Here is a 13254-nt window from a genome sequence, read left to right on the forward strand (position 1 = left end):
CTTTTAACTTATTTTTGCGCAAATCAAATAGTTACATGAAATTTTTAATTGCCTCAGCTCTAGTCCTTGTCGGTTCTTGTTCAACAATTCGACATAGTGAAAAGATAGATAATTTAAAGGAAAGCATATCCTATGATAATGCAAATACGGTTGAGCAATATTTAAGTACTATTAACTCAGAGCAACTGAGAACTTACGTCGAAGAAATATCCTCTGATAAATATGAAGGACGCATGACTGGTGAGAAAGGTCATGATAACGTTTGTGACTACATTAGAAATTATTATAAATCACTTAATATTAAGGCGCCAGAATCGCATTCAAATTATTATCAAAAGGTGCCCAAAAAGGCTTTACCAGAGAATATAAACGATTCACAAAATGTTATTGCTTATATAGAAGGTTCAGAATTTCCTGATGAATACATTTATATAGCCGCTCATTCCGATCACGAAGGTATCATTGACGGTGAAATATATTCAGGAGCTGATGATAACGGTTCTGGTACAGCAGCTATATTTGAGATGGCAGAAGCCTTTAAAATGGCGTCAAATGACGGAAATGGCCCTAAGCGAAGCATTGTTTTTTTGCATGTTACTGCCGAAGAGGTAGGACTGCATGGTTCTCGCTATTATACCGACAATCCAATCTTTCCTTTAGAAAATACCATTAGCACCATAAATATAGATATGATTGGCCGTGTTGATGAACGTCACAAAGACAATGAAGATTACATCTATGTTATTGGTGCAGATCGCATAAGTACTGAGCTCCATTACATAATACAAGAAGCAAATTCTAATTTTGTAAACTTAGATTTAGACTATAAGTACAATGAGGATAGTGACCCAAACCGCTATTTCTACAGATCGGACCATTACAATTTTGCCGTAAAGGACATTCCTGTTGTTTTCTTTTTTAACGGTGAACACGAAGATTATACAAAGCCTACCGATACGGCAGACAAAATCAATTATCTACTTCTGGAAAAACGAACAAAGCTAATCTTTGCTACGGTATGGTATTTGGCTTATTCCCCCACTCCATTAAATCCAGAAATCATTTAGTGTTAAAGTTTATTAAAAGCTAAGAAGCTTATAATTTTCAGCTTTTGATTTTTCGTATTTTTGGTAGCTTACTTAAGCTAAAATTATAGCTTATAAACTAAAAATTTTCAAATGATAAAGAAATTATTACTCCTGAGTATCACATTATTGCTGGTAAACTGTGGAAGTTCTTCAAAAGGTAACACCGCTTCGCAAATGAAGGAAGCAACAACTATTGATCCAACAGAATATGCAACTACAATTACCTCGGATGAATTAAAGGAAATGTTATATACCTATGCTTCAGATGAATTTGAAGGAAGAGATACAGGTGAAAAGGGCCAAAAAATGGCTGTAGAATACCTAAAAAACCAATACAAGTCCATGGGTATTGCTACGCCGTTGGGCAACGACGATTATTTTCAGGAAGTCCCCTTAGAAAAACAAAGTGTAGCCGAAGCCAAAATTTCTGTCAATGAAACCAGTTTTAAAAGCTTTGAAGACCATATTGTTTTAAGGTCTCCTGGTAATGTATCCATTTCCGAAGGTGAAATCGTCTATATGGGTTATGGTATTGATGCGGATAATTATTCAGATTACAAAGATATAAACGTCAAAGGTAAAATTGTTCTAGCTAAAGCAGGAGAACCAAAAGATGCAGAAGGTAATTATGTAACATCTGGTAAGCCAGAAAATACCAAATGGTCTTACGGTCGTCAATCAATTTCAAGTAAAAGGGATGCTGCAAGAGATCATGGAGCAAAAGGACTTATTTATATGGATAATGACCTCTTTCTAAGATATGCATCATACTTCCAAAGATTAGCCTCAGCTGGTATCCCAGGACGATTGAGTTTGAAAAGTAATGAACCAGAAATGATGATGTTGATGGTAAATGAAAATCTTGGTAAAGCCATATATAATACAATTCTAACTGATAATGAACAAAAATTAATCAAAACCAAAATAGAATTGTCCATTGAAAATAAATCGGAAATTGTAGCCTCAGAAAATGTGGTTGCTTACATTGAAGGTTCTGAAAAACCTGATGAATTTGTTGTTATCTCCGCTCACTTGGATCACGAAGGCATCAAAAACGGCGAAATTTACAACGGCGCTGATGATGATGGTTCTGGTACGGTAGCCCTTGTTGAAATTGCTGAAGCATTTAAAACGGCTGAAAAAGTAGGACATGGACCCAAACGCTCAATTTTATTTCTTCATGTAACAGGCGAGGAAAAAGGGCTTTTAGGCTCTAGACATTATACTGACAATGATCCTATATTCCCTCTGGAAAATACAGTAGCTAATTTAAATATCGATATGATAGGTAGAACAGATCCTAAACGAGAAGAGGGCGATAGGAATTATGTATACCTTATTGGCAGTGATAAATTAAGTACAGAATTACATAACATTTCTGAAGCCGTTAACGCCAAATGTTGCAACATAGAATTAGACTATACCTACAACGACGACAACGATCCTAATCGTTTTTATTACCGATCAGATCATTACAATTTTGCAAAAAATAATATTCCGGTTATCTTCTATTTTAATGGTACTCATGATGATTATCACAAACCAAGTGATACACCAGATAAGATTGAATACGATTTGTTAGAGAATAGAGCACGCTTAGTGTTCCACACGGCTTGGGAGTTAGCTAACAGAAAAGAACGCATTAAAGTAGACAAAGCTTTTGCCGAAACTAAACTGATGGGACAATAACCAAATAAGTAAAAAAAGGTTTTGCAAAAAAACGTAAATCCTTTACATTTGCAATCCTAATTAAAATGGTGGTTGTAGCTCAGTTGGTTAGAGCGCCTGATTGTGGTTCAGGAGGTCGTCGGTTCGAGACCGATCTTCCACCCAAAAAGACCAAGCCTTTCAGAAATGAAGGGCTTTTTTTGTCCGCTTATATCAAGTCAAATAAAGAAGCTACAGCCGGATAACGCTCAACCGTAAAACCTTCACCATATTCAGTTCCGATAAGCCTTCCTATGTTTCTAGCTCTATAAGTAATACTATCGGTAAAGTTTTTGCTCGAAATTGGTGTTTCTGGCTCCTCACTGTTCGGATCAAAAAACTGTGTTCTATAGGCTTGAACCGATTCCATCTTTTTATCCATAAATCCAGTGACATCGACTACGATATCGGGTGTAAGATCTTTCCACTGAATATAGTGATAAACGGCTTTTGGTCTCCAAGGTAATTGCCAATCATCTTCATCATCGTGCCTAGTATCAATTTTTCGTAAGCCACTTAAAAAACAGGCATCACTTACGAGTTGGCTAGCACGTCCATGATCAATGTGTCGATCTTCAATGGCATTGCATATTACTATTTCGGGCTTATACTTTCGTATTTCTTTAATAACTTCTATTTGATGATGCCTATCATTAACAAAGAAGCCATCGGCAAATTCCATATTAGTGCGCATAGCTAAACCGAGAATCCGAGCGGCTTCAGTAGATTCTTCATCACGCGTCTCAGCAGTGCCTCGAGTCCCCAATTCACCTCTGGTTAAATCTATAATCCCTACTTTTTTGCCATTGGCAACCTCTTTTGCAATCGTTGCCCCACAACCTAATTCTACATCATCTGGATGTGCTCCAATGGCTAAAATGTCTAATTTCATGTGTTACTTAGTTTTTTCAGATGTCAAAAATATTAAAAAGCATATAGAATATCGATTTCTTTTTATTCCGCAAACGGTTTCGTTTAAATTCTCCCCATATTTCTTATTAAATATATCACTAAAATTGAATAATTCGTAATTCCAAGAAAGCATGACATTCGTCATAATTATTGCTCTGTTCTACAAGTAATTTTACTCTGTAATTCTTAGTAGACATAATTATGAATTTAATGCTGGCCATCTTAATCATTACCATAGCTCTTTTTATTTGGGGGAAATTTACGCCAGATGTCGTTGCCTTACTTTCTATGTTAAGCCTATTCCTTTTTGGTATTTTAGATTTAACAGAAACCTTGAGCGGCTTTAGCAACCCAACTGTGATTATGATTGCCGCTTTATTTATAATCGGTGAGGGTTTATCCCAAACAGGATGGACTGCTTTAGCTGGTCAAAAATTCATAAAAATGGCCGGTAAGAGTACGACCAAACTTCTACTCATAACGACCCTAGGCTCTGGTCTTTTATCGGGAGTTGTCAGTAACACAGGTACAGTGGCTACTTTAATGCCAGTAACCATTTCTTCCGCATGGAGTATCGGAACATTACCCTCTAAACTCCTAATGCCAGTAGCTTTCGGATCAAATACTGGTGGTTTATTGACGTTAACAGGTACACCACCCAATATCATTGTTAATAACACCATGTTAGAAAGTGGTATGGAAGGCTTTTCCTTCTTTGAATTTGCATTAATAGGCTTACCGTTATTACTTATTACACTTGTCTACTTCAGATATATAGGATATAGATTATTACCCAGCAACAAAACCAATAACAAACCTGTAGATATAAGCACTACACTTCATAAATGGATTGAAGCTTACAAAGTAGATGACGACTATTATCGACTTAGAGTCCGTTCGGTATCCCCTTTACTCGATACTACACTAGGGCAATGGAAGTTTGAAGACAAGCATCAAGTCTCTATCCTAAGAATTAAGCGACGTTATCCCAATCTTCTAAAACGTAATGAGTCCTTTATAGAATTTCCCTCCGATGATACTGAATTTAAGTATCATGATATTATCACTGTAAAGGGAGATACTGAGGCCATCAATGCCCTAATGATTAGATTTAGATTAGGTCTTTTACCATTAGAACCAATTGCAGACGAACTTCGAAACAACCTTATCAACCAAGAGGTTGGTATGACTGAAATTATAGTAACACCGAAGTCAACCTTAGTAGGAAGAAAAGTAAGAATAGGCCGCTTCTTTAAACGATTTGGTGTTCAACTGATGGCCGCATCTAGAAACAACAAGGCGTTTACAGATCGCGAAATTGTGGTTAAAGCTGGTGATGCTTTTTTAATACGTGGTATCTGGAGCGATATAGAACAACTAAAAGCTCATCACGAAAATTTAGTCATCATTGGAAGTCCTGAAGGTATGGCCAAAACCGTGACCAACATCACTCACAAATCGTATATCGCACTTTTTGCACTGGTTTTAATGATAGGCTTATTAGTATTTAAAATCGTTCCTGGTGCTGTAGCTGCTTTAATCTCAGCTGGAATCGTTTTAGTATCGGGTTGTGTACCAATAACAAAGGCATATAAAGGCATCAGTTGGATTAGTGTCGTCATGATAGCCGCAATGATTCCAATGGGATTAGCACTCCAAAAAACAGGAGTCGCACAGCTTATTGCCAGTGGTCTTGTTGAAACCTTGGGGAACTTACATCCTATTGTATTACTAGGTGGCATATTCCTATTGACAACAACATTTAGCCAAGTGATTAATAATTCTGCTACGGCAGTGCTAATGGCACCAATTGTCATATTAGCCGCCAACAGTCTTAACCTGTCTGCAACACCATTTATGATTGCTGTAGCCATAAGCGCTTCAACAGCTTTCCTAACACCAGTTGGAACAACAACAAATGCCATGGTGATGACAGGTGGTGGTTATAAGTTCAAAGACTATGTAACAGTAGGAGCACCTTTGCTTCTGCTATTCTTAATAACAACATTACTATTAGTGCCATTGATTTGGCCGTTTTAAGTGGAGTAAAAAAATAAATAGAAAAATAATGGACTATTAAACATATAATTATGGAAACATTAGAATTTAAAAAAGATACTTTACCTGTTGGTAACATTTCAGAATTACGGGAGTTACTTGATGTTGCACCAAGTGTTACGCTTGCAAGGAACACTGATGAACTTGTAGATTTAGCCGTTGGCGGCGAGTTGAACAAAACCAAAGAAGTTCGATTTGATTTGCCAGATGGAAGTAGTTATCACGAAGTAGACGTGATGCGAACTAAAAATGGTATAGCAGCAAATTATACTGAGGTTTACATGCGCAGACGAGATCCTGAATGTATGGTAATAGCAGATGACCGACCTACCGATAAGCCTACATTTAAAGATCGGTTTGGAACCAGCTTTGATTCCCTTAGAGAAGAAACATTCGAGTGGTTAAAAAAACAAGACTTGGCCATGTTTTATTTTCATGCTGGTAAACCAGGTATGGGCTATAATGCAGTAGCGATTATCCCAGCTAATTGCGGTTTCTTTGGATTGGGATTAGCGCTCTTGCAGGGCATATTAGACTATACGGACTTACCTGAGGATTTTTCACCTGAAGCTGTTATTTATGTGGCACCTCCATTTAGACACACGCACTTTGAGGGAAAACAAGTTGTAGTACACAACAGAATACCTGATAAATATGAAATGTTCTCTTATAACCTCTATCCAGGACCAAGTGCAAAAAAAGGAGTCTATGGTATGCTAATTGGTAAAGGTGAAGATGAAGGTTGGGTAACGGCACACTGTTCCGCAGTAAGAGTAACTACACCTTATGATAACGTAATAACCATGATGCACGAAGGTGCCAGTGGTGGTGGGAAAAGTGAGATGCTACAACAGCCTCACAGACTTGATAATGGTAGAATCTTACTTGGAAAAAACATTTTCACTGACGAAGAATTTGCCTTAGAGCTTCCAAGGACCTGCGATTTGAGTCCTGTAACTGATGATATGGCCTTATGCCATCCTAACTTGCAGCAGGATGCCAAAAAACTTTGGCTAGAGGATGCCGAAGATGCTTGGTTTGTTAGAGTAGATCACATAAAACACTATGGAACGGATATCACACTTGAGAAAATTACGGCTCAATCTGAGCAACCACTTTTATTCCTAAATATTGAAGCAGTACCAGGTGGAAGGGCGATGATTTGGGATCATGTTGAGGATAAACCAGGAGTACCATGTCCAAACCCAAGAGTAATTTTACCTAGGGACGCTATGCCAGGAGTGTATTCAGGATCTGTGAGGGTAGACATTAGAAGTATTGGGTTAAGAACTCCCCCTTGTAGCAAGGAAGAGCCAAATTATGGTATCGTTGGATTAATGCACGTTTTACCACCAGCTCTGGCTTGGTTATGGCGTTTAGTAGCTCCAAGAGGGCACGCTAATCCTAGTATTATTCAAACCGAAGGTATTAGTAGTGAAGGTGTTGGAAGCTATTGGCCATTTGCTACTGGTAAGAAAGTAAAACAAGCCAATTTGCTTTTAGAGCAAATAATCAGAACTCCTGGTGTTAAGTACATTCTAACACCAAACCAACATATTGGGGCTTGGAAAACCAGTTTTATGCCACAATGGATAAGTAGAGAATTTTTGGCTAGACGCGGAAATGCTAGTTTTAACGAGGAACAAATAAGCCCTTCTAGATGTAGTTTATTAGGTTATAGCTTAAACTCTATGAAGGTTGAAGGTGTAAGAGTCTCCAGAAGATTCCTTAAGGTTGAAAGACAAGAAGAAGTTGGAACTGAAGCTTACGACCAAGGTGCTGAAATGTTATATGATTTCTTCGTAAAAACCTTGGCTCAATTCCAAGATGAAAATTTACATCCATTGGGTCAAAAAATTATTGAATGTTGTTTGAACCGTGGTACCATAGAAGATTACGAAAGAATCTTTAATGAGTATGTAAAATAATTTAGAAGTCATTAATATTCAATCTGTCATATAAAAGTGAGGATAACTAATGTCAAATAAGGGTTTTTGAATGCATCAATCCTTATTTGACATGGCTTTCATAGTTTTTAAAACTCTAAAAAATAAGCATGATAAATATCATAGATTTTTGGTCTTAAACGAAGTAATTTTATGCATTCATAAATATTATTTATGATACTCATAAATCATTCTTTTGCAAAAAAAATCACAAACATATAATCATGGAAACATTATTAAAAGAACCAATTATGAAAACTAGAGACCTCACTAAGTATGGCATAATAGATTCTAAAGTACATTGGAATTTATCGCCAGAAGAATTACAAGCCATTACCGTAGAAAAGGGAATGGGGAAAGAGACTGCAAATGGTACATTGGCCATTAATACTGGGAAATTTACTGGACGTTCACCTCAAGATCGATTCTTAGTAAAAGATGATTATACAACAAATAGAGTATGGTGGGGAAAAACAAATAAAGGAATATCTCCTGAAAATTTTGATTATTTACAGTCTGAAATAGAAAAATACCTTAGTGGTAAAGAGATTTTTGCTAGAGATGGTTTTGTATGCTCCGACCCTAAGTATAGAATGGGTGTAAGAACTATAACTGAATATCCTTGGTCTAATATGTTTATTTATAATATGTTCTTAAGACCAACAGCCGAAGAATTAGAGAACTTTGAAGAAGAGTGGTTGGTACTTTGTGCACCTGGTTACGAATGCCCAGAACCAGCTAAACGCGGACTTAGACAAGGTAACTTCTCAATACTTAATTTTACTAAGAAGATAGCACTTGTAGGTGGTTCCGCCTATACAGGCGAAATGAAAAAAGGTATTTTCTCTGCTCTTAATATGATTTTACCTGTTGATAAAAACGTATTACCAATGCACTGTTCAGCTAATGTTGGCGAAGATGGTGAAACCGCTATTTTTTTCGGTTTATCAGGAACTGGTAAAACTACTTTATCTGCCGATCCTGATCGTAAACTTATTGGTGATGATGAGCATGGTTGGACAGCTGAAAATAGAATCTTTAATTTTGAAGGTGGATGTTATGCGAAATGTATAGACCTTACAGAAGAAAAAGAACCAGACATTTATAGAGCTATAAAGCCAGGGGCTATTCTTGAAAATGTGATTTTTAAGGACAATAATGAGGTAGATTATTTTGATAGCACCATTACACAGAATACGCGAGTAAGTTATCCATTATATCATATAGATAATATACAAACACCATCTTATGCCGATAAACCCAAGAATATCTTCTTCTTAACTTGTGACGCATTTGGTGTATTACCGCCAGTATCGAAATTAACTCCTGGTCAGGCCGCTTATCACTTTATATCTGGTTACACAGCTAAGGTAGCAGGTACAGAAGCAGGAATTACAGAGCCTGTACCATCATTCTCAGCATGTTTCGGTGAACCATTTATGCCATTACACCCAACAAAGTATGCAGAAATGTTAAGTGCAAAAATGCAAGAAGCTGGAGTTAACGTTTGGTTAGTAAATACAGGATGGAGCGGTGGCCCATACGGTGTGGGTTCTCGCATAAAACTTAAATATACAAGAGCTATGATAACAGCCATTCTTAATGGAGACTTAGACAATGTAGATTTCGAACAACATCCAATATTTGGATTATTTATGCCGAAGTATTGCCCTAATGTTCCAACGGAAATGTTAGACCCAATGAATACTTGGTTACAAAAAGGAGCTTACATAAGTAAAGCTATACAATTAGCACATTCTTTCCACTTGAATTTTGAAAAATTTGCAAGTGAGGCTTCAAATCAAATCATAGAAGGCGGTCCACTAATTGATGAACACCATCACTTAAACGACCACGTTTAATAATTCCATGACAGAGAGGAGCTCTTTCCGAGCTCCTCTTTTTTAATCACTCACAATGAGACCCCAACTTTTCCCTCTTTTTTTATTTTTATTCACTTTTCAATTATTTTCACAAAATCCTTCGGAAAATCATCTTGGTTCCTGGTATACCTATGGTAGCCAACACAGATTAAGCGAACGAATAAGTCTATGTCCATATTCCGAATTGCGATTTTATGAGCCTTCATCAAATTATAATTTGGCCTTTGCATCAATAAGGGGAAACTATCATTTTAGTGCTAATCAAACCGTAGGTCTAGGTTATGCCTATTTAGATATTGACACTGTTTTTGAGTTTGATAATGAACCTAATATACACGAGCATCGTATTTTTGAACAGTACACATTTTCGCACAAAGTTTCTCAAATCAGCCTGAGCCATCGTGCGCGTTTAGAACATCGATTTTTAGATTTCTCGGAGAGAAACGAACTTCAAAACCGTTTCCGTTATCGCATAAGCCTTAAGTACGATTTAAGCAAAACGTTCTTTGTGCTTGTGTCTGAAGAACCCTTTGTGAATTTCCAAGACCAGGTATTTCATGAAAACCGTTTTTACGCCGGAATCGGCATTAACGTTCTAAAAAACTCCCGACTTCAAATAGGCTATTTAAAACAACACATTAGAAAAAACAACTTGAATAGAATTCAAATTGGAATAAGCATAAAAACAGATTCCAGAAAATCAAAAACTAAGTTAGCACAGCTATAGCCTGATCGATATCTCTCTTTACATCTTTGAACTCCTCAATCCCAACAGAAAACCGAATCAACTGATCACTTATACCAACAGCTTCGCGTTCTTCTTGGGTCAATAAAGCATGTGACGTTAAATGCGGAGAAATAACTGTACTCTCAATGCCTGCTAAACTCATCGATGGCTTAATCAATTTTAAGGCTTTTTGAAATTCATAGGCATCCAAGCCTTCTATTAATTCAAAAGATAACATAGCACCAAAACCATTCATTTGTAACTTTGCCAGTTTATGCTCAGGATGCGTTTTTAAGCCTGGATAGTATACTTTAGCAATCTTAGGATGTTTGTACAACCATTTAGCTAGTTTCATGGCGTTTTTAGTTTGCGCTTTTACACGGAGTCCCAAAGTTTTCATACTACGTTCTAACATCCAAACAGTCATATCGCTTAAACTTCCGCCTAGGTTTTTGCTAACATTCCAAATTCTATCTATATGTTCTTGGCTACTTGCAACGGCTCCAGCACATATATCACTATGGCCACCAAAATACTTGGTTGCTGAATGCATTACCATATCGATACCCAAATCGATTGGGTTTTGGTTAACTGGCGATGCAAATGTATTGTCAATTGAAGTTAGAATCTGTTTAGACTTTGCTAGTTTAACCACCGCCTTTATATCGGTAATAGTCAGCAAAGGGTTTGAAGGTGTTTCTATGTGAATCAACTTTGTATTCTCTTTTATTGCAGCTTCAAAATCTTCAACTTTATAGCCATTGGTAAAAGTATAGGTAATACCATACTTTGGAAATTCCTCCTTAATAAAATTAACCGTTCCTCCATATAAAGTGTTTTGTACGACCAAGTGATCGCCTTTTTCTAAAAAAGCAAAAAACATATGGCTAATGGCTGCCATTCCAGACCCAAAAATCAAAGCTGCTTCAGTATGTTCCAAAGCAGCAATCTTCTTAGCTAGGTATTCCTGATTTGGAGTATTAAAATATCTAGGATAGCGTTTTACATCAACATCTAAAAACTCGTAAGATGAGCTTAAATAGATGGGGGAAACAGCTCCTTTAAATTGCTTATCCTTAATTTCACCAACATGGGTACATATGGTATTTAATCCTAATTTTTTCATGTTATAAAAATAAGAAATAAGACTTTTAAAATTTTTAAAGAAACTTAATTCCTATATAAAAAATACATCACTATAACATGAGGAACGGTAATTGCAGCCAAAAAGGCAAAAAAGACGGTGACAAAATTTATGCTAAAATAAGTAGTAGCAACATACAATAGCACTAAACCAACTATTGAAATCAACCAATACACAAATGATGATTTTATGTATTGAACAATATTCACCTTATTAGACTCGCCATAGAGTGTCTTAATTTGATCCATAAGACTAGGTATCGAATGCCATACTACAAAATATATGGCGAAAGCCCATAATAATGCAGCTAACTTAAAGAGTATGGCAAATAGAAATATCAAAAACAATTCTTGAAAGTGATTGGTATCCTGCCCGAAATTTTTGAGATTAAGACCATAAAGAATTATAGTTGAAACTATCCCAAAACCCATAAACCATAAAAATTGCTGTTCAGTTAAAGCATAACCAATCAATTCGTTAATGATTAAGGACGTACTTTCTGAATTAAAGTAGAAAAGTAAACCGAATATTAAACAGCCATAACTTAAAAATAATAATCTGGCCCATAGATTGAGATGTGTCATTTGATTATGAAAATGTTGTTCACCAAAGTGATAACAACTAATAAAGACAAAGAAAACAAGTGCTAAAATGGGTAAAATCAAAAATGCAGTAATATTTAAGAGAACCAAACCAATGTAAAACAAAAGGTACTTTACAGAAAGCTTCTTTTGTTTCTTTACAACTCTAATAAGTGAAATATCATTTGACCCATGAATTATACCTATAGTTAATATAAAAAAGTAAGATAAATACTCCTCATAAGAAGTACTAATTTGGGTTGTTAACCAAAAAAGGAATACTGTTAATATTAAGTTGAAAACTGGGAATTTCACAATATAAAAGTATGAAAATTATATTTTGTTTAATTTTTTTATGAAAACTTTAAACATTTTTTGTTTAACTATTTTTAAATTTGTTTGAACAAAAAAATCATTTTTATGAAATTACTAACCATACTCATCGATGGTACACAGAAAATTGCTACCGATGATTACGTAGGCTTTACATTCTTTGTTGGGTGTATGGCGATGATGGCCGCTTCGGCCTTTTTCTTTTTATCAATGAATAGTTTTGATAGAAAATGGAGAACTTCTATCCTAGTCTCAGGATTAATTACTTTTATTGCTGCGGTACATTATTGGTACATGAGAGATTATTGGGCTTCTTTTGCCGAATCTCCGACATTCTTTAGATATGTGGATTGGGTGCTTACCGTACCATTAATGTGTGTTGAATTCTATCTTATTCTTAAGGTAGCAGGAGCTAAAAAGTCTTTAATGTGGCAAATGATCTTTCTATCCGTAGTAATGCTTGTTACTGGGTACTTTGGTGAAGCAGTTCATACGGCAGCACCTGGTCCAGCGATTTGGGGATTCATTTCTGGTGTAGCGTACTTTGCTATCGTTTATATCATTTGGTTTGGAGCCGCAAAGAAATTGGCAGAACAAGCAGGTGGTGCTGTATTGAAGGCACACAAAACGCTTTGTTGGTTTGTACTGGTTGGATGGGCCATCTACCCATTAGGCTACATGGCTGGAACAGAAGGCTGGTATGATGGATTAGCTGGTTTAGGGCTAAATATGGATGTTATATATAACATAGGTGATGCCGTTAACAAAATAGGTTTCGGTCTTGTGGTTTATGCTGCTGCTGTAGCATCACAAGCTAAAGCTGAAGCTTAATCTTAGTTTAATTAGGTCAAAAAGCCTTTCCTGAGGGGAAAGGC

Annotated in this window: 10 protein-coding genes and 1 tRNA gene; 8 read left to right on the forward strand and 3 right to left on the reverse strand. The window is 36.2% G+C overall.

Annotated elements, in window-relative coordinates; translation table 11 throughout:
- The first annotated feature begins 35 nt into the window (after positions 1 to 35).
- The 3 genes from Q0992_RS10895 (at position 36) to Q0992_RS10905 (ending at position 2920) form a co-directional block, all read left to right on the forward strand.
- Positions 36 to 1067, forward strand: a complete 1032-nt coding sequence (locus Q0992_RS10895; RefSeq protein ID WP_299523819.1) for a M28 family metallopeptidase — start codon at positions 36 to 38, stop codon at positions 1065 to 1067.
- Positions 1068 to 1178: 111 nt separating this feature from the next.
- A complete protein-coding gene (locus Q0992_RS10900; protein WP_299523822.1) occupies positions 1179 to 2777 on the forward strand; it encodes a M28 family metallopeptidase in 1599 nt (532 codons plus the stop codon).
- 67 nt (positions 2778 to 2844) lie between these two features.
- Positions 2845 to 2920 (forward strand) — tRNA-His (locus tag Q0992_RS10905).
- Between the two features lie 44 nt (positions 2921 to 2964).
- Here the strand turns inward: Q0992_RS10905 and bshB1 are convergent.
- Positions 2965 to 3687: a bacillithiol biosynthesis deacetylase BshB1 gene (bshB1, locus tag Q0992_RS10910; protein ID WP_299523825.1), complete on the reverse strand. Its 723-nt coding sequence runs from the start codon at positions 3685 to 3687 to the stop codon at positions 2965 to 2967.
- Positions 3688 to 3908: 221 nt separating this feature from the next.
- Between bshB1 and Q0992_RS10915 the strand changes: the two genes are divergently transcribed.
- From Q0992_RS10915 to Q0992_RS10930, 4 genes are all read left to right on the forward strand, one after another.
- Complete coding sequence (locus Q0992_RS10915) at positions 3909 to 5747, forward strand: SLC13 family permease (RefSeq protein ID WP_299523827.1); 1839 nt, start codon at positions 3909 to 3911, stop codon at positions 5745 to 5747.
- A gap of 50 nt (positions 5748 to 5797) precedes the next feature.
- Positions 5798 to 7693 (forward strand): DUF4914 family protein, encoded by a 1896-nt coding sequence (locus Q0992_RS10920; protein WP_299523829.1) that lies wholly within the window; start codon positions 5798 to 5800, stop codon positions 7691 to 7693.
- 242 nt (positions 7694 to 7935) lie between these two features.
- A complete protein-coding gene (gene pckA / locus Q0992_RS10925; RefSeq protein WP_299523830.1) occupies positions 7936 to 9573 on the forward strand; it encodes a phosphoenolpyruvate carboxykinase (ATP) in 1638 nt (545 codons plus the stop codon).
- Positions 9574 to 9628: 55 nt separating this feature from the next.
- Positions 9629 to 10321 carry a DUF2490 domain-containing protein gene (locus tag Q0992_RS10930; protein ID WP_299523833.1) on the forward strand — a complete coding sequence of 231 codons (693 nt, stop codon included), beginning with the start codon at positions 9629 to 9631 and terminating at the stop codon, positions 10319 to 10321.
- Here Q0992_RS10930 and Q0992_RS10935 read toward each other — a convergent pair.
- Positions 10302 to 11447 (reverse strand): aminotransferase class I/II-fold pyridoxal phosphate-dependent enzyme, encoded by a 1146-nt coding sequence (locus Q0992_RS10935; protein ID WP_299523835.1) that lies wholly within the window; start codon positions 11445 to 11447, stop codon positions 10302 to 10304. The two genes, Q0992_RS10930 and Q0992_RS10935, sit on opposite strands and share 20 nt — an antisense overlap.
- Before the next feature lie 44 nt (positions 11448 to 11491).
- The gene (locus tag Q0992_RS10940) at positions 11492 to 12361 is read right to left on the reverse strand and encodes a Brp/Blh family beta-carotene 15,15'-dioxygenase (RefSeq protein WP_299523838.1); all 870 of its coding nucleotides are present in this window, start codon (positions 12359 to 12361) and stop codon (positions 11492 to 11494) included.
- Between the two features lie 105 nt (positions 12362 to 12466).
- Between Q0992_RS10940 and Q0992_RS10945 the strand changes: the two genes are divergently transcribed.
- A complete protein-coding gene (locus Q0992_RS10945; protein WP_299523841.1) occupies positions 12467 to 13210 on the forward strand; it encodes a bacteriorhodopsin-like in 744 nt (247 codons plus the stop codon).
- Positions 13211 to 13254 lie beyond the last annotated feature (44 nt).

Source organism: Winogradskyella sp., from assembly GCF_028289625.1.
In the GTDB taxonomy this organism is placed as follows: Bacteria; Bacteroidota; Bacteroidia; order Flavobacteriales; family Flavobacteriaceae; genus Winogradskyella.